Below are 15,243 nucleotides of genomic sequence, written 5' to 3'. Positions count from 1 at the left end.
ACCAGACTCCATCCATCCAGATTACGGCGAGACCATGGAAAAGACTTTTAATCACAACGCCATCGAACAGGCGCTCTATCAGCACTGGGAAGCCCAGGGTTACTTCAAGCCCCACGGCGACACCAGCAAAGACTCCTTCTGCATCATGATCCCGCCGCCGAACGTCACCGGCAGCCTGCACATGGGTCACGCCTTCCAGCAAACCCTGATGGATACCCTGATCCGCTACAACCGCATGCAGGGCAAAAACACCCTGTGGCAGGCAGGTACCGACCACGCCGGTATCGCCACCCAGATGGTGGTTGAGCGCAAGATCGCAGCAGAAGAGGGCAAGACTCGCCACGATTACGGCCGTGATGCCTTCATCGACAAGATTTGGCAGTGGAAGGAGGAGTCCGGTGGCACCATCACCCGCCAGATGCGCCGTCTGGGCGACTCCGTGGATTGGGAGCGCGAGCGCTTCACCATGGATGAGGGTCTCTCCGCCGCCGTGCAGGAAGTGTTCGTCCGTCTCTACGAAGATGGCCTGATGTACCGCGGCAAGCGTCTGGTGAACTGGGATCCGAAACTCAACACTGCCATTTCTGATCTGGAAGTGGAAAACCGCGAGATCAAGGGCCACATGTGGCACCTGCGCTATCCGCTGGCCAACGGCGCCAAGACCGCCGAAGGCAAGGATTACCTGATCGTCGCCACCACCCGTCCGGAGACCATGCTGGGCGATACCGCCGTGGCCGTGAACCCGGAAGACCCGCGCTACAAGGCGCTGATCGGCCAGCACATCCTGCTGCCGCTGGTGAACCGTCTGATCCCCATCGTCGCCGATGAACACGCCGACATGGAGAAGGGCACCGGTTGCGTGAAGATCACCCCGGCTCACGACTTCAACGATAACGAAGTGGGCAAGCGCCATAGCCTGCCGATGATCAACATCTTCACCCTGGACGCCCACGTGCGTGCCGAGGCCGAAGTGGTCGATACCAACGGCAACCCCTGCACCGCCTACGACGCCGCCCTGCCGGCCGAGTTCGCCGGTCTGGAGCGCTTCGCTGCCCGCAAGGCGATTCTGGCCAAGCTGGAAGAGCTGGGTCTGCTGGACGAGATCAAGGATCACGTGCTGCAACAGCCTTACGGCGATCGCGGTGGCGTGCCCATCGAGCCGATGCTGACCGACCAGTGGTACGTGCGCGTCGCCCCGATGGCCAAGACCGCCATCGAAGCGGTGGAAGATGGTCGCATCCAGTTCGTACCGAAACAGTACGAAAACATGTACTTCTCCTGGATGCGCGACATTCAGGACTGGTGCGTCTCCCGTCAGCTGTGGTGGGGTCACCGCATCCCGGCATGGTATGACGACGCCGGCAATGTCTACGTGGGCCGTGACGAGGCGGAAGTGCGTGCCAAGCACAGCATCCCGTCCGTGACCACCCTGCGTCAGGACGAAGACGTGCTCGACACCTGGTTCAGCTCCGCCCTGTGGACCTTCTCCACCCTGGGCTGGCCGAACAACACCGAGGCACTCAAGACCTTCCACCCGACCGACGTGCTGATGAGCGGCTTCGACATCATCTTCTTCTGGATTGCCCGGATGATCATGATGACCATGCACTTCATCAAGGACGAAAACGGCCAGCCGCAAGTCCCGTTCAAGACCGTCTACATCACTGGCCTGATCCGTGACGAAGAAGGCCAGAAGATGTCCAAGTCCAAGGGCAACGTGCTGGATCCCCTCGACATGATCGACGGCATCTCGCTGGAAGATCTGCTGGAGAAGCGCACCGGCAACATGATGCAGCCGCAGATGGCCGAGAAGATCGGCAAGCGTACCGCCAAGCAGTTCCCGGAAGGGATCGAGGCACACGGTACCGACGCCCTGCGCTTCACGCTGGCAGCGCTGGCCTCTACCGGTCGTGACATCAACTGGGACATGAAGCGCCTGGACGGCTACAACAACTTCTGCAACAAGTTGTGGAACGCCTCCCGCTATGTGCTGATGAACACCGAAGATCAGGATTGTGGCTTCTCTTCGCAAGGCAATGGCGGCGAGATGCAGTTCAGTCTGGCGGATCGCTGGATCCAGTCCCAGCTGCAAGTGGCCATTCGTGACTTCCGCACCGCGCTCGATACCTATCGCTTCGATATCGCGGCGGGCGTGCTGTACGAATTTATCTGGAACCAGTTCTGTGACTGGTATCTGGAGCTGACCAAGCCGGTACTGGGCAAGGGTTCCGAGGCCGAGCAGCGCGCTGCCCGTCACACGCTCGTCAGCGTCCTCGAGACCCTGCTGCGCCTGGCACACCCGATCATCCCGTTCATCACCGAGACCATCTGGAAATCGGTCGCCCCGCTGGCTGGCGTACACGCCGACACCATCATGATTCAGACCTTCCCGGAGTTCGACGCCGCCAAGGTGGACGAAGCCGCGATGGCGGATCAGGAGTGGGTGAAGGAGTTTATCGTCGGCATCCGCAACATCCGCGCCGAGATGAACGTGGCCCCGAGCGTGGCCCTGAACGTGCTGCTCAAGTGCGATGCCAAGGATGCCCAGCGCGCTGCTGACAACGAGGCCTTCCTCAAGTCGCTGGCCCGTCTGGAATCCATCCGCGTACTGGCAGACGGTGAAGTGGCTCCCCTGTCAGTGAAGAAGCTGATCGGCGCTACCGAGCTGATGATCCCGATGGCCGGTCTCATCGACAAGGACGCCGAGCTGGCCCGTCTGGCCAAAGAGGTTGCCCGTCTGGTGGGTGAGTGCGGTCGTATCGAAGGCAAACTCGGTAACGAAGCCTTCGTTGCCAAGGCGCCGGAAGCGGTCATCGCCAAAGAGCGCGAGAAGCTGGAAGATTACCGTCTCCAGCTGACCAAGCTGGAAGCCCAGCAGGCCGAGATCGCCGCGCTGTAAGCGCCGCGACCAACCGCGACAGCAAAGCCCCCTGACCCAAGGGGGCTTTTTCATATCCGCGCAGCCCGTTTCAGCTCACCAGCAGCCAGCCGCAGAAACCGAGATAGAGCAGGCTGACCAGCGCCAGCCGTCCGGCAGTCATCGCCCCCTTTCGGAACCCCCACCAGAGCAAACCGACCGCCAGCAGCGTCACCAGCGAGGAGGCCATCATGGCGCCATCCAGCAGCCATGGGGTAAACAGCAAACAGAACGCCTTGGGAATAGAGCCCTGGATCATCATGGCCCCGGAGATATTGGCAAGCGCCAGCCGGTTCTTGCCCTGCCGCACCCAGATCAGCACGTTCATCAGCTCCGGCATCTCGGTCGCCACCGGACTCAACAGCAGGGCCGCCAGCACCGGCGAGAGGCCAAACAGTTCGCCCACGCTCTCCAGCTGATGGACAAACAGCTGGGCCGCCAGCGCTACCACCACCAGCGCCACCAGCGTCTGCAACAGCACCTTGCCAAGAGGCGGGATCCCGGTATTTGGGGCCAGCTTGAGGGGCTCCGGCAATTCGACCTCGTGACTGTCACTCTGTTTCAGCTCGCGCCTTACATAGACGAGGTAGACCAGCAGGAAGAGCGGGGCCAGCCAGCTCTTGCCGGTAAAGGCGACCAGACCCAGCACGGTCGCCACCAGAAAGATCCCGATAAACCAGAGCTGATCCCGGCCAATCTCCCGTTGCACCTCACCATCGATGGCGCGCTCGGTACGCCCCATGCAAAGCAGCAGGGTAACACCGACCGCTGCATAGCCTATGGTAGCCAGCACCAGCGGCCCGCCAAGGGCGGCACCGATGCCGATCTCTTGCTGGGCGGTCGTGTTGCCCATCAGCAGGGCGGTGAGGGTAACGATGCATTCGGGCAGGGCCGTACCCAATGCTGCCAGCAGGGAACCGGTGGCGCTTTGGGAGAGTTTGAAGTGGTGGCCGGTCCACTCGATGCCGTTGACGAAGTATTCGCAGGCAAGGTAGATCGTGACCGCAGAGACGAGAAATAACAGCAGGGTAATCAACATAATAGATACCGCCAGGCGAGCAGAATAACCGATGGACCCGATATGGCTCGCCCGGCTGGCGTGCATATCGAGGCCAAAGGTCTTGCAGAGCGATAGTGCCTATCGCCGCCCATGCCATGGATACGAGGATCCAAGAGTGTTGACATGGGCCCGGCCCGGAATGCGGGCGGGTTGCTACTCCCCAATGACTGAGGGGACGTTTTAGCAACTCGACCGCCGCCTCACAAGGCAAATTAATGACAACTCATTCAATAAGTTGTAAGGGAATGTAACCTCGCCAGCCTCCCCTCCCCACCGCCATTGCGCTGTTGGCACACCGATTGCTGTAGGTAGTTCACTATCCACAACAGTTTGGGAAGGATGAACAATGAAACGGTGGATCCAACATTTCTATCAACTGAACCGCCTCAATTGGCTGATGGTCTGGTTGTTGCTCTGCTGCAGCATCATTCTGCTGTTTCCGGCCGGGCTGATGAAAGGGGCCGTCAGCCAGTGGGCTGCGGATCATGCTGCCTGGCTGGGAGTCGGCATGCTGATCGCCATCTCCTACTTCTGCAGTCAGGGCTTCCTGATTGCCTGGGAGTGGGCGTGCGAAGAGTGGCAGGCGCGCCGTCAGCAGGACCAGCTGGCCCAGATGATCGGCTTCCTCGACTTCAACGAGAAGGCGGTACTGCGCGAGTTCGTGCTGCAGCGTAAAAGCGTCATAAACTTGCCGATCACCGAGCCCGCCGTCAAAAACCTGATGGATGCCGGCGTCCTCACTTACGCCTACGGCAAACCGACGCGCGAGAAAGAGGACGAGAACCAGATCCGCGCCCTGATGATCGCCCTGCCCGCCCGACCGCTGCTCACCTACAAGGTGCTGGGACTGTCGCGCGGCAAGATGAGCGACGAGCAGGTGGAGCAGATCATGAATGCCAGACCCAAGTTCGCCCAGAAGGGGTTCCAGCGCTAACCGCCGCCCCATCCGCCAGATGCACAAGAGCCGGACACTGTCCGGCTCTCTCGTTTCTGCGCGACATGATGTACCGCTCAGCTTCCCCTTCTGCGCCCTACCCCTTGAGACTGGAGCAAAAGCTGACATCGTCCTGCACCGGATCATCGCTCATGCTGTGATAAAGCTCGAAGCAGGGACCATTGCCAAACTCCAGCCCGGCAGCAACGATGTCGCCGATATGCTCCTGCCAACGAGGGCCATACTGACTGCGGTCGGTAATAAGATAACGGGACTGGGCGTAACGACCGGCGGGAATAATCTGGATCTCGACCGCACCCATCCCCACCGTCCCCGCAGGCACCGTCACCCCGATGTCAGTGCGACACTGGGCTGGCGGAGTCACCTCGGGGTTATCGTGATAGATGAAGATCCACTCCCCACCTTCCAGACCGCGGGAGCTGGCCCACTGATGCAGCTGGCTGCAGACGGGGTCATACCCCTCGCCATAGGGGCCGGTGACACGCATATAGGCCAGAGTGCGGGCGTCCATCTCGGTGGTTTTCATGGTATTGCTCCTTGCTGATGAGTGACCCTCAGCATAAGGATTAGGCTGCACAAGTGCGTGTCCATCCTTGCTCATCAAGTGTCCATTCTTGCTCTTGTCGCGGCGAAACTCTCCCGGCGTGCAACCATAGTAACGGCGAAATACCTTGGCAAACGCCTGGGAGCTGGCGAGCCCCGCCCCCAACGCAATGGCCGTGACACTGGCATCTGTATAGCAGAGCTGCCAAGCAGCCCGCTGGATGCGCAGACGACGACACATCTCCCCGGGCGTCTCCCCCGCCACAGCCGTAAACACCCGGTGAAAATGGTAGAAAGACAAGCAGGCACTGCTTGCCAGCGTTTCGATGGAGAGATCGGGATTCTGCTCCAGCGCCCGGATCACCGGGCGCAATCTGGCCTGATAATCGACCATGCTGTTAGCGACTGGCGCCCCCCGCGACTCTGGCCATATAGAGCGCATCCACATAACGCCCCTGGCGGAAGGCATAGTCACGGGCTCGCCCCTCCTCGGTAAAACCGAACTTGCGATAAAGCGCCTGTGCGGCCTCATTGTCGGTATAGACGGTCAGCTCAATCCGGTGCAGGTTGAGCCAGTTATCGGCCAGATCCAGCGCCGCGGCCATCAGGGTAGAGCCAACCCCCTTGCCAGCCCAGTCATCCCTCACCCCCATGCCGATACCGGCCACATGCTTGCGTCTGGGATTGGGCTCAACCAGCAGCGAGAGCTGGCCTACCAGCAGCCCCTCTACTTCGGCCACCAATGCCACCACACCGCTCTGTTCCAGCCGCTGTTGCCACAGCCCCAAGGTCGGAAAAGGCAGTTGCAAGGTGCCCGCCTGGGCATTAGGCATGGCGTAAAGATCCTGCAAGGCGGCGGCATCGGCGGGTTCGGCATGACGGATAGTAATCTGCATATGAGGCTCCTTCTCGAAACCTCCATCATGCAATATCCGGCGCGGTTACACATCCCCCACCTGCACCCATTTGTCTTGCCTATCAAAGGGCGAGGCAAGGCCCATTGGCCGAGCACGGCGCAGATCCGTAGGCTGACCCCATATCAACAAGGAGAGAAGCCATGACTGACAAGACCCTGCACAGCGCCAACGGCGCCCCCGTCGTCGACAACAACAACAGCCTCACCGCCGGCCCGCGCGGCCCCATCCTGATGCAAGATATCTGGTTGATGGAGAAACTCGCCCACTTCGACCGCGAGCGCATTCCCGAGCGGGTGGTTCACGCTAAGGGCTCGGGCGCCTACGGCACCTTTACCGTGACCCACGACATCAGCCAGTTCAGCAAGGCCGATCTGTTCAGCGCCATCGGCAAGCAGACGCCTGTATTCCTGCGCTTCTCCACCGTGGCCGGTGAGAAGGGCGCCGCCGATGCCGAACGCGATGTGCGCGGCTTCGCCCTCAAGTTCTATACCGAACAGGGCAACTGGGATCTGGTGGGCAACAACACCCCGGTCTTTTTCATCCGCGATCCGCTGAAATTCCCTGACTTCATCCACACCCAGAAGCGGGATCCGCGCACCAACCTGCGCAGCGCCACCGCCGCCTGGGACTTCTGGTCACGCCATCCGGAATCCCTGCATCAGGTCACCATACTGTTCAGCGATCGCGGCATCCCCAAGAGCCTGCGGGAGATGAACGGCTACGGCAGCCACACCTTCAGCTTTATCAACGATGCCAATGAGCGCTTCTGGGTCAAGTTCCACTTCAAGACCGAGCAGGGCCACAGCTTCTACACCGATGAAGAGGCCGCCACCGCCGTCGGGCAGGATCGGGAGACCAGTCAGGCGGACCTGTTCAACGCCATCGAGCGGGGCAACTTCCCGCGCTGGAAGGTCTATGTGCAGGTGATGCCGGAGGCCGAAGCCCAGACTTACAACATCCACCCGTTCGACCTCACCAAGGTGTGGCCGCACAGCGACTACCCGCTAATCCCGGTGGGCGTGCTGGAGCTCAACCAGAACCCGGACAACTACTTCACCCATGTGGAGCAGGCCGCCTTTACCCCGGCCAACGTGGTGCCCGGGATCGGCTTCTCGCCGGATCGCATGTTGCAAGGGCGACTCTTCTCCTACGGCGACACCCAGCGCTATCGCCTCGGCGTCAACCACGGCCTGCTGCCGGTCAACGCCCCACGCTGCCCGTTCCATCACGGCGCCCATCGTGACGGTGCCATGCGGGCAGACAGCAATGGCGGCGCCAGCCCCAACTATCAGCCAAACCGTTTCGGTACCCAGCAGCCGAGCGAGCAACACGAACCAGCGCTGAGTCTGGAAGGGGCTGCCCTGCACTACGACTTCCGTGACTACGACAGCGACTACTACAGCCAGCCGGGCAACCTGTTCCGGATCATGGACGAGGGGCAGCGTTCACGGCTCGCCGCCAACCTGGCCCGCTCCCTCATCAATGTGGAGGATGACGCCATCGTCGCGGCCCAGCTCAAGCACTTCGAGCAAGCCGACCCCGATTACGCCAAACGGGTCGAACTGGCACTGGCCGCCTTGCAGCGCTAAGTCGCAAGCAGGCAACATCTGCAAACGCAAAACGGGGGCCTGATGGCCCCCGTTGTCATGATGCTAAGAGTAATAAACGCAAAAACGGAGCCCGAGGCTCCGTTTTTCAATGCAGTATCAATCTCTTACGGAACGTGCTTCACGTTCTTCCCGCTCCCTTGCCAACAAGGGTTTGAACCACCCGTTACAGCAACCAGGCTGTACATTGGAAGAGTACCGCCGAGCTGGTGATAAATACAAAACGGAGCCCGAGGCTCCGTCTTTTCAATACAGTATCAATCTCTTACGGAACGTGCTTCACGCTCTTCCCGCTCCCTTGCCAACAAGCGTTTGTACCACCAGCTACTGCGACGACGTTGTGCATTGGAAGAGCGACGAGCCATTTCTTAGGTTCCAGCCAAGAGAAGAAAGGAGCTGCATTATGCGACAGGGATCACGTCCATGTCTTTAGCTGGATCAAGAAAAGCCTCACTGACCCACGGAAATCGTCTTCTGATCTTTTGCACCCCGGGTGGCAGGCAACACCACCGCAGGAGAGCGCCATGCCAGCGGGCCATTGCTCTCGAGATCGTTGAGCGGGCCGCACTCCAGCCAGATATCACCCTGCAGAATGCGGGCCCCTTCGGAATATTTCTGATCCGCAAACCAGCAGACCCGCTCGGGCAGCGAACCCAGCGGCAGCACCAGCTCGGGACTGGCAGACTCGCCCACCACTGTGGTTTTGGACGCAGCCAGGGCGGGGGCAAGCCAGAGGGAGGCCTGCAGGCAGAGCAGTAAATTTCTCATGGGATGGATCCTGTTTCGATGCGGGGCACTCTCGAAGAATCGACCAGCGCCGGGGTTTACTTGACTGACAATCATACGGCCTGCTGGCATTGTGGAACCAATATGGTAGCCTGCCAGCGCCTGCGGGCAGTCTCTCGCTGCCACCCGCAAACTTCCGGTGAATTTGTCACGTCCTGACAAAATATAACCTTACTTATCAAATCGTTATTTGGATATTATCCCAATGCGTATCATGCCGTTGCTTCAGGCGGCCTGCCTGAGCCTGATGTTGTCCGCCTGCGTTGCCCCATTGCTGATGATGAGCCCCACCAGCCAGCTGATGTGGGCCCTGCTCAAGCCGCTGGTCGGCTTTGACCCGAATGAGGTCAATCTGTTCGAACAACCCCTGATCAAGGATCGGATGACCGCCATCCTTGGCCCCAACTACGACAGCACCATGCAGTTGCTCAAGACTGCCGACAAGTTACAGCAGGAGGGGCCGCTTTTCTATGTGGTCTCCGAGTATGCGCCGGTGCCGGATATCGCCAAGCAGGCGGGGATGGTGTGGAACTCGCAAACCAACCAGATGTCTGTATTGCTGCAAAAAGGGGATGGCACCACCCTGACCTTCGGCGAAAATCTGGCGGGCACGGCACCGACATGGCCAACCGCCATGCAGGGCTGGCAGACCCCCACCAGCCAGCTCACCTCGGCGGCCAATGCCCTGACAGGGGCGGCGACCAGTCAGAGTGGCGCCTCCCCCTTCTCCCTTGGCAGCGCGCTGGGCACAGTGACCAGCGGCGTCACCGGCTCGCTGACCAACAGCGCCAGCCAGGCCATCAGCGGCGCAGCCGCCAACGTCACAGGACAGGCAACTCAAGCGGTGAGCCAAAGCACGACCGCACTTACCCGCACTGCAACCACCGCAGTCACTGCCCCCGCCAAACAGGCGGTGAGCAGCACCACCGCCACCGTGACGCAAGAGGCCACCAAGGCCGTTACCGCTCCTGCCAAACAGGCTGTCAGCAGCGCCACTGCGACCGCGGCGCAAGAAGCTACCAAGGCCGTTGCCGCTCCCGCCAAACAGGCCGTCAGCAGCACTGCCGCCACCGTGACGCAAGAAGCGACCAAGGCCGTAGCCGCTCCAGCCAAGCAAGTCGTCAGTAGCGCCGCTGCGACCGCGACCCAAGAAGCCACCAAGGCCGTAGCCGCTCCAGCCAAGCAAGTCGTCAGCAGCGACGCTGCGACCGCGACGCAAGAAGCCACCAAAGCCGTTGCCGCGCCTGCCAAACAGGCCGTCAGTAGTGCCGCAGCGACCGCGACGCAAGAAGCCACCAAGGCTGTTGCCGTTCCTGCCAAACAGGCCGTCAGTGCCGTATCCCATACGGCCGGAGAGAGCGTCGCCGATGCCGCCAGAGCGGCGGAAGCCAAGGCTCGCGCCAAGGCAGAGGCGGAGATGGAAGCCCTGCTCAAATAAACCGACAGGCCACCGCAAGGTGGCCTGTTTTTTATCCCGCTACCGGATCATGACGTTATGGAAAAGGCCACATAGACTGTTAGGTAACTACCCGCACAAGGAGTGCATCATGCGTCGTCTGCTCCCTGCTCTCGCTTCTCTCGCCCTGTTTATCGCGCTCCCTGCTCCGGCACTTATCTACTATTCGGAGCAGAACATGCCACTCAATGGCCAGGATAAAAATGGTCAGCCTGTGGGGTTGGCGGTCGAGTTGCTGCGCCTGATGTGGCGCGAAATGGGGGAGCCGGAGCAACCCATCCACTTTCTGCCCTGGGCCCGCGGCTGGTATCTGCTGACCCAGCAGCAAGAGGCCGTGCTCTTTACCACGGCGCACACCAAGGAGCGGGATCCCCACTTCCTCTGGGTCTGCCCCATCAGCCACTCCAGGGTCGCGCTGGTCGGCCGCAAGCAGGATGCCCCCAAAGTGGCCAGCAAAGCGGATCTCGCCAAACTGCAGATCGGCGTGATGCAGGCGGATGTAGGGGAGCAGTTGCTGCTCAACCGCGGGATCAGCCCGGGCAATATGATGTCGGTGGAGCGCATGGAGCAGGTGGTGCGCCAGCTCATCATGGCACGCACCGATCTGGTGGCGGGCAACGAGGTGATGTTGCGCCATCAGGCCAAGGAGCTGGGTTTCCCCAGCGAGGATTTTGTCACCGTCGCGATTCTTGAAGAGCAGGACAACTGCTTCGCCTTCAACCTGAGGGCAGACAAACAACAGGTTACCCGCCTGCAACAGGCGCTGGACAAGGTCAGACAGGGGGATGAATACAAGCAGCTGGTGAAGCGCTACCAGTTGCTCAGTATCCTGCCCGAAACCAATCCCCCCATCCCGCGCCTCGAGTAACCCCAGCCCGCCCTATGGTGGGCTCGTTGTATCTCCCATCGATGAAACGGGGGATGCCTCCATCGGCGCCGTAATGAGGTGGTTCAGAAAGAGATTGAACAGCTCGGCCCGCGAGCCGAGCCGCAGCTTGCCATAGAGATGCTTGCGGTGATTCTTCACCGTACCGCTGCCAATCCCGAGTTCTGCAGCAATCGCCTCCGTATCCAGCCCCTGCAGCAACAACTCCGCCACCTGCCGCTCGCGCCGGGTGAGCCGATCCCCCCCCACACTCGCCATCGCCTGCTCCACCGCACTCCGGAGGCTGGCGCTGTCTGGCAGCGCAGTGCTCTGGGCCAACAGCGGCTGGCTCTGCCGCCACTGCTGACGACAGAGCGAATGTACCAGCGGGAACAGCTGCTCCAGCCTTACCAGCTCGTCACGGCTGAGGGTACTGCGCTTGTCGAGTCGCCCGAGAAACAGCATCAGCGTCAGTCCGTCCCGCACCGGCAGGATCAGCCCCACCTCCTCCTGCCAGCCGGTGGCCTGATAGAAGTGGTGGCGATATTCGGGATCGAGCCGCCCTTGGGAGACCTGCGCCAGCGTCCAGACGCCGGCAGGCAAGCCCTGCTCCAGCGCCTGCATAAAGGGATCCTGACTGAAGTGGCTGGTGAGGTAGCGATCAAAGAGCAGAGCCCGCTGATGATTGAGGTTGTCGTAGAGGTAGACGGGGCGCTGCCCCACCCCGAGCAGCAGGGCGCAATCAAATGCCACCTGTTGCTGGATCAGCCGCACCAGCGCCGCCGGAAAGGCGCTGCTGTGCAGGGCATCGACCACCCCGGTCATGCTGCGGGTCAAGGCATCTGTGGTGAATGGCTGGGTCATGGTGGCACGTTTCCGGTGACGGGGAGCGATTCCCCGCTATGGCTGAATGTTAGCACGAGAGTGGCAAAACTGTCCCTAAGGGGACATATCCGCCACCGGCCAGAACGGCGAGGATGACGGCTTTTCCCCCTGCTGTTGGAGCTCCCATGATCAACCCCCACCTGCTCGATGAGCTGACCGAGCGCGGCCTTGTGGCCCAGAATTCCGACCCGGCGGCCCTGGCCGATCATCTTGCCACCCCGCGCACCGTCTATTGCGGGTTCGATCCCACCGCTGGCAGCCTGCATATCGGTCATCTGGTGCCACTGTTGATGCTGCGCCGCTTCCAGCTGGCGGGCCACACCCCGGTGGCACTGGTGGGCGGGGCGACCGGTCTTATCGGCGATCCCAGCTTCAAGGCGACCGAGCGCAGCCTCAACAGTGCCGACACGGTACAGGGTTGGGTCGCCAGCCTGTCAGCCCAAATCAGGGCGCTGCTGCCCGCCGATGAGGGCCTGTCGGCCCCGCAACTGGTCAACAATGGCGACTGGATGGGTCAGATGTCCGCCCTCGACTTTCTGCGGGATATCGGCAAGCACTTCTCGGTCAATGCCATGCTGGCGCGGGAATCGGTGCGCCAGCGGCTGGCCCGTCCGGATCAGGGCATCTCGTTCACCGAGTTCTCCTACGCTCTGCTGCAATCCTACGATTTTGCAGTGCTGCACCAGCGGCTCGGCTGCACCCTGCAGATTGGCGGCAACGACCAGTGGGGCAATATCACCAGCGGCATGGATCTGACCCGTCGCCTCCATCAGGCGCAGGTACACGGCATGACCCTGCCCCTTATCACCAAGGCAGACGGCACCAAGTTCGGCAAGACCGAGGGGGGCGCGGTCTGGCTCGATCCGGCGCTCACCTCCCCTTACGCCTTCTACCAGTTCTGGCTCGGCACCGCGGATGAGGATGTCTACCGCTTCCTGCGCTACTACAGCTTTATGTCGCTAAGCGAGATTGATGCACTGGAGGCGGAGGATGCCGAGCGGCAGGGGCGCAAGCAGGCCCAGCTGGTGCTGGCCGACGAGCTGACCGAGCTGGTGCACGGCAAGGCGGCGCTGGCGGCGGTGCAGCGCATCAGCGAGTTGCTGTTTAGCGGCGACGTGACCCGCCTCGGCGAGAGCGATCTGGCCCAGCTGGCGCAGGACGGCATGCCGAGCAGTACCGTCAGTGGCGAGACTGATCTGGTCAGCCTGCTGGTCAGCTGCGGTCTGGCGAACTCCAGACGCATCGCCCGTGAACTGCTGGCGGCGGGAGCCATCAGCCTCAATGGCGCCATCAGGCAGGATGAGCAGCTGAGTGCCAATGATCGACTGTTTGGTCGCTACCTGTTGCTGCGCCGGGGCAAGAAGCAGTATCACTTGGTGGAGTGGCAATAAGCCGCTGGGCGGGGAGCTCAGCCTCCCCGCCCGCGCCCAGGCTAGGTCAGGCCAGCAACAATCTCTTTTGAATCCTGAGTTGCGATCCCCCTCACAACCTCTCCCGTCAGCAGCCACCATACTGGCACCGGCGAACATGGAGTACGCCACACAATCTGTTCCTCACGAATCAACAAGGATGCTGATGATGAAGAGATGGCTTCTGGTGCTGCTCTGCACCCTGCCCATGCTGGCACACGCCAGCGGATATACCCAGACCCGCTACCCCATAGTGCTGGTGCACGGCCTGTTCGGCTTCGACAAGCTGCTCGGGGTCGATTACTTCTACGGCATTCCACAAGCCCTGAGCCGGGATGGTGCCAACGTCTACGTGGCGCAGGTGTCGGCCACCGCCAGTTCGGAACAACGGGGGGAGCAACTGCTCGCCCAGGTCGAGCTGCTGCTGGCGGCCACCGGCGCCGAGAAGGTCAACCTGATCGGCCACTCCCACGGCGGCCCCACCATCCGCTATGTCGCCTCGGTCGCCCCCGATCTGGTCGCCTCCGCCACCAGCGTCGGCGGGGTCAACTACGGCTCCGAGATTGCCGATCTGGTGCGGGCCAATGCCGCCCCCGGCTCTGCCGCCGAGAAACTGGCTGCTGCCGCTGCCCACGCCCTCTCCGGCATGATTTCACTGCTCTCGGGCGGGAGCCCGCTGCCGCAAGATCCGATCGCCGCACTCGATGCCCTCACCAGCAAGGGTGCCAGCCAGTTCAACCAGCGCTATCCGGAAGGGCTGCCCAGCCAGTATTGCGGCGAGGGGCCGCTGCAGGCCAGCAACGGCGTCTACTACTTCTCCTGGAGCGGGCGCGGCAACCTGACCAATCTGCTGGATCCGGTGGATCCTGCGCTGGCGCTGACCGGCGCCTTCTTCAAGGAGCCCAATGACGGGCTGGTCGGGGTCTGCAGCAGCCACCTCGGCAAGGTGATCGGCACCGGCTACCGGATGAACCACCTGGACGAAGTGAACCAGTCGTTCGGCATCCACCATCTGTTCGAGACCGATCCGGTCACCCTCTATCGCCAGCACGCCAACCGCCTCAAGGAGTTGGGCCTATGAAGATAGCCACCCTGCTCGCCGTGCCCTGCGCCATCACCCTGCTGCTTGGCGGGGTGATGCTCTGGACCGCTGCACCGACGGCAGGCCCATCATCCGCTCAAGCCAACCAACATGCCCAAAGCCACCCGCACGATCCCGAGCAGGAGGCCGCCGATGAGCTGCAAGCGCGCTATCGCACCTTTGTCTCCGCCCAGAGCAGCCTGACGGTGCCCACCGAGATCTCCCTCACCAGCCTGCAGATCCTGTTTGACGAGCGGGAGCAGCTGCGCCAGCAGAGCTTTACCCCAGCCGAGCAGGCCCAGCTGTTTGGCGAGGATCGACTGATGGAGCAGCTGACCCTGCGCCGCAGGGCACTGGCAGAGGCGAGAGAGAGCGAGAAATTGCAGTTGGCCAGCGAGCTGGATCTCTGGCTGGCGGAACAGCCGGGCTGGTTTCGCGAGGCGGAGGCCAACAGTCGCCTGCTTGAGGAGTTGCAAGGGCTGGCGCAGATGGACCCGGCCAAACGGGATGCCCTGCTGCTGGAGACGGGAGGGCCGGAAGCGGTGGATCGGATGCGCCAGCTGGAGCAGAACCGGCAGGGATTCGACGAGCAGCTCAGCGGCTTTCTGGCCGAGCTCAGGCAACTGCCGAACGAGGCCCGGGCCGCACAGCATCAAGAGCTGCTGGCCCGCTGGTTCGAACCCGGACAGTGGCGCCGGGTCGAGGCGCTCACCCGGCTCAAACTGGGGGAGCCACCAGCCGAATGAGAAGGGGGCTCGCGAT

Annotated in this window: 13 protein-coding genes and 1 riboswitch; of the genes, 8 read left to right on the top strand and 5 right to left on the bottom strand. The window is 61.8% G+C overall.

What is annotated here, in order from left to right; translation table 11 throughout:
- Positions 1-34 precede the first annotated feature (34 nt).
- Positions 35-2,899, top strand: a complete 2,865-nt coding sequence (locus OKC40_RS04160; protein ID WP_270794211.1) for a valine--tRNA ligase — start codon at positions 35-37, stop codon at positions 2,897-2,899.
- A 70-nt stretch (positions 2,900-2,969) separates the two neighbouring features.
- Here OKC40_RS04160 and OKC40_RS04155 read toward each other — a convergent pair whose 3' ends face one another.
- A complete protein-coding gene (locus OKC40_RS04155; RefSeq protein WP_270794210.1) occupies positions 2,970-3,956 on the bottom strand; it encodes a sodium:calcium antiporter in 987 nt (328 codons plus the stop codon).
- A gap of 87 nt (positions 3,957-4,043) precedes the next feature.
- Positions 4,044-4,151: riboswitch (yybP-ykoY riboswitch) on the bottom strand.
- A gap of 172 nt (positions 4,152-4,323) precedes the next feature.
- On the opposite strand from OKC40_RS04155, the gene OKC40_RS04150 reads away from it, so the two are divergent.
- Positions 4,324-4,911 carry a superinfection exclusion B family protein gene (locus OKC40_RS04150; RefSeq protein WP_042053457.1) on the top strand — a complete coding sequence of 196 codons (588 nt, stop codon included), beginning with the start codon at positions 4,324-4,326 and terminating at the stop codon, positions 4,909-4,911.
- A 97-nt stretch (positions 4,912-5,008) separates the two neighbouring features.
- Here the strand turns inward: OKC40_RS04150 and OKC40_RS04145 are convergent, their stop codons facing one another.
- On the bottom strand, positions 5,009-5,869 hold the full coding sequence (locus OKC40_RS04145) for an AraC family transcriptional regulator (RefSeq protein WP_270794253.1): 861 nt from the start codon (positions 5,867-5,869) through the stop codon (positions 5,009-5,011).
- A gap of 4 nt (positions 5,870-5,873) precedes the next feature.
- Positions 5,874-6,371: a GNAT family N-acetyltransferase gene (locus tag OKC40_RS04140; RefSeq protein WP_270794208.1), complete on the bottom strand. Its 498-nt coding sequence runs from the start codon at positions 6,369-6,371 to the stop codon at positions 5,874-5,876.
- 161 nt (positions 6,372-6,532) lie between these two features.
- Here OKC40_RS04140 and OKC40_RS04135 point away from each other — a divergent pair, with 161 nt between their 5' ends.
- Positions 6,533-7,981, top strand: coding sequence for a catalase (locus OKC40_RS04135; protein WP_270794207.1), 1,449 nt, complete (start codon positions 6,533-6,535; stop codon positions 7,979-7,981).
- 468 nt (positions 7,982-8,449) lie between these two features.
- On the opposite strand, the gene OKC40_RS04130 is transcribed toward OKC40_RS04135, so the two are convergent.
- Positions 8,450-8,767 carry a DUF1496 domain-containing protein gene (locus OKC40_RS04130; protein WP_270794206.1) on the bottom strand — a complete coding sequence of 106 codons (318 nt, stop codon included), beginning with the start codon at positions 8,765-8,767 and terminating at the stop codon, positions 8,450-8,452.
- Positions 8,768-8,990: 223 nt separating this feature from the next.
- On the opposite strand from OKC40_RS04130, the gene OKC40_RS04125 reads away from it, so the two are divergent.
- Both OKC40_RS04125 and OKC40_RS04120 read left to right on the top strand, forming a co-directional pair.
- Positions 8,991-10,223: a hypothetical protein gene (locus OKC40_RS04125; RefSeq protein WP_270794204.1), complete on the top strand. Its 1,233-nt coding sequence runs from the start codon at positions 8,991-8,993 to the stop codon at positions 10,221-10,223.
- Between the two features lie 109 nt (positions 10,224-10,332).
- The gene (locus tag OKC40_RS04120) at positions 10,333-11,109 is read left to right on the top strand and encodes a substrate-binding periplasmic protein (RefSeq protein WP_120416105.1); all 777 of its coding nucleotides are present in this window, start codon (positions 10,333-10,335) and stop codon (positions 11,107-11,109) included.
- A gap of 12 nt (positions 11,110-11,121) precedes the next feature.
- On the opposite strand, the gene OKC40_RS04115 is transcribed toward OKC40_RS04120, so the two are convergent.
- Positions 11,122-11,970 carry a helix-turn-helix transcriptional regulator gene (locus OKC40_RS04115; protein WP_270794201.1) on the bottom strand — a complete coding sequence of 283 codons (849 nt, stop codon included), beginning with the start codon at positions 11,968-11,970 and terminating at the stop codon, positions 11,122-11,124.
- 146 nt (positions 11,971-12,116) lie between these two features.
- Here OKC40_RS04115 and tyrS point away from each other — a divergent pair, with 146 nt between their 5' ends.
- The 3 genes from tyrS (at position 12,117) to OKC40_RS04100 (ending at position 15,227) form a co-directional block, all read left to right on the top strand.
- On the top strand, positions 12,117-13,382 hold the full coding sequence (tyrS, locus tag OKC40_RS04110; protein ID WP_270794200.1) for a tyrosine--tRNA ligase: 1,266 nt from the start codon (positions 12,117-12,119) through the stop codon (positions 13,380-13,382).
- 187 nt (positions 13,383-13,569) lie between these two features.
- Positions 13,570-14,481 carry a lipase family alpha/beta hydrolase gene (locus OKC40_RS04105; RefSeq protein ID WP_270794199.1) on the top strand — a complete coding sequence of 304 codons (912 nt, stop codon included), beginning with the start codon at positions 13,570-13,572 and terminating at the stop codon, positions 14,479-14,481.
- Positions 14,478-15,227 carry a lipase secretion chaperone gene (locus tag OKC40_RS04100; RefSeq protein WP_270794197.1) on the top strand — a complete coding sequence of 250 codons (750 nt, stop codon included), beginning with the start codon at positions 14,478-14,480 and terminating at the stop codon, positions 15,225-15,227. Before OKC40_RS04105 ends, OKC40_RS04100 begins: the two co-directional genes overlap by 4 nt.
- Positions 15,228-15,243: the final 16 nt, after the last annotated feature.

The sequence above is a fragment of the Aeromonas sp. QDB11 genome (assembly GCF_027705265.1).
Lineage (GTDB): Bacteria > Pseudomonadota > Gammaproteobacteria > Enterobacterales > Aeromonadaceae > Aeromonas > Aeromonas allosaccharophila.
The sequence above is the reverse complement of the archived record's forward strand: the minus strand, read 5'-3'. Positions and strand labels throughout refer to the sequence as shown.